This is a genomic window from Hydrogenophaga sp., assembly GCF_036675665.1.
GTDB lineage: Bacteria > Pseudomonadota > Gammaproteobacteria > Burkholderiales > Burkholderiaceae_C > Hydrogenophaga.
In genome coordinates this window covers 1-2,091 of sequence record NZ_JAKFEO010000119.1, presented here as the reverse complement: position 1 = coordinate 2,091, position 2,091 = coordinate 1, and the positions used below count along the sequence as shown (strand labels likewise).

Genomic DNA, 2,091 nt, shown 5'->3' with positions numbered 1-2,091 from the left:
GCAGGTCGTCGCTGCCTTCGACCCGGTAACCGGCGTTGAGTGCGCCCTCGCCCACGGCCCAGTCCAGTTCCAGCGCCGCCACCGGTTCGCGCAGGCGGCTGGCGTCGATGAGTAACTCGCGCGCGGAAGCGACCTGCGCGCCTGCATCGGTCACCCGCGTGGCGATCGCGCGCACGCTGCCGTCGGCGTTGCGTTCACTGATCAAGGTGATGTCCTGGGCTACGCCGCCAGGCTGGCCGGGCAATGCGAACCAGGGCAACTCGACCTTGCGCGCCGCCCGCGCCAGCGGCTGTTCGGGTGCGAACAACGCGGACGGTACCGCCACGCCATCCGCGTTGACGACTTCCACGTCCTGCAGATTGGCCGCGTGGATACGCGAATACACTTCGCGATCCAGCACCACCCGATAAGCACCGGCATCGTCGCGGCTCAGGGTCAGTGGCCATTGCTGCACATAGTCGTCACGGACGCCGGCGAACGCGACCAGGGGCAATAGGGCTATCCACGCGAAACGTTTCATACCGACACTTCCTCGGTTGCTGCACGCGGCGGCGCAGGCGCGAAATAACCGACCAGCGTGCACAACAGGCCGTAAGCGATGAACGAGCCGATACCGAGCAGGTTGCCCAGGTGCTGGCGGTCGACGAACACCAGCTTGGCCAGCACCACACCCATCAGCACCGCGCCAGCCAGCCATAGGCCGCGCTGGCCGCGACGCGAGCCGATCACCCAGCCAAGCACGCCGAGCACGCTCCAGACCACGGTGAGGCTGGTCTGGGCGAGGCTGGTGGAAAGCATATCCGGGGACCACGCCACGCCACCCCAGTGATGCACGCTACGCAGCGTGGTGAAGGTAACCATGAGGAATCCGGCGCTGGCCAGCTTCAACATGCGCAGGCGCTGCACGAACAGCGGCACCTGTTCCGACCACAACCAGCGGATCGCCAGCGCGATGAATGCCAGCTGCGCAAGTTCCATCGGATTCAACAACGGCAGCCATGCCAGCGGGGCCGGATCGCCCGAGAGCCACAACCCTGCGAACCACCACAGCCCCAGCACCGCCAGGTACACCATCTGCAAAGCCGTGCGGGATGCGTCGAAGCGGTCGCCCAACGGCATCGCCAACCAGTCCCAGCGGAAGATCGATAGCCCCAGCATCGCCAGCCATGGCAGCGCGATCAGCGCCACCTGCCAGCCTTGCGCCAGTTCGAACCTCTGCGCGAGCCATGACGCCAGCAGCGACAACACCGTGGGCCACACCAGCCACCACGCGAACTGCGCCCAACCCGCAAAGCGGTCCTCGCTGGCGCGCAGGCACAGCAGGCTGCGCACGCCGAGTACCGCGAACACCAGCCAGGCCCAGGCGCCGTACCCGGCGAAGGGATGCGCGTGCGCGTCCATCTGCGCCAGGGCCAGTGGAATCGCCACGACGAAAGCCGCCAGCGTGGTCAGCGCCAGCGCGTGCGCCGGACGCTTGCGATGCACTTCCGCCGCCAGCCAGCCGGTCACCGCGGCGAAGGCGAGCAGCACGTCGGCACGCATGGAGAATTCGACGAAGCGCTCGATCTCGCGCACCCCGGTTCCGCACCACCACAACAGGCCCCACAGGTAGTACAACAGCGCGAAGTTCGATTTTTCTTCGCGACGATAGGCCCACGCGCTGGCGAAGCCAGCCAGTGCGATCAGCAGCGCGCCCATGAAGGTGGGATTGGCGATGGCCGGTTCGGCCGGCCAGTAGCTCGATGCACCGATCAGCAATGCCACCGCCGCGGCCAGCTGCAGGCCGGCGCCGGTGAGCTGCGGCAGCCAGCGTTGCTGGCGCAGGCCCAGCCAGGCCAGGGCCGCACCTTCCAGTGCGAATACCGAAGCGGTGGCGCGCGCCGACAGGGCGAGCGGCACCGCCAGCGTGGCGAAGCCGACCGCGAGCAGCGCATACGACGCGCCCAGCGCGGCATAGCGTTGGCGATGGATGAACAACCGCGCCAGCACCGCGTACAGCGCACCCAGCCCCAGTGCGCACAATGCCAGCGGCATGCGCGGGCTTTCGTCATTGGGCATCAACAGCGCCGCCTGCAGCGAGAACACGATCAG

2 protein-coding genes are annotated in these 2,091 nt (G+C 67.7%); both read right to left on the bottom strand.

Going from position 1 to position 2,091, the window contains the following annotated elements:
- Positions 1-520, bottom strand: a 520-nt coding sequence (locus tag V6M63_RS24450; RefSeq protein WP_332746183.1) for a DUF3999 family protein, incomplete at its 3' end; no start/stop codon positions are given.
- The coding region (locus V6M63_RS24445) for a DUF2339 domain-containing protein (RefSeq protein WP_332746181.1) at positions 517-2,091 on the bottom strand (1,575 nt) is incomplete at its 5' end. The genes V6M63_RS24445 and V6M63_RS24450, both read right to left, overlap by 4 nt.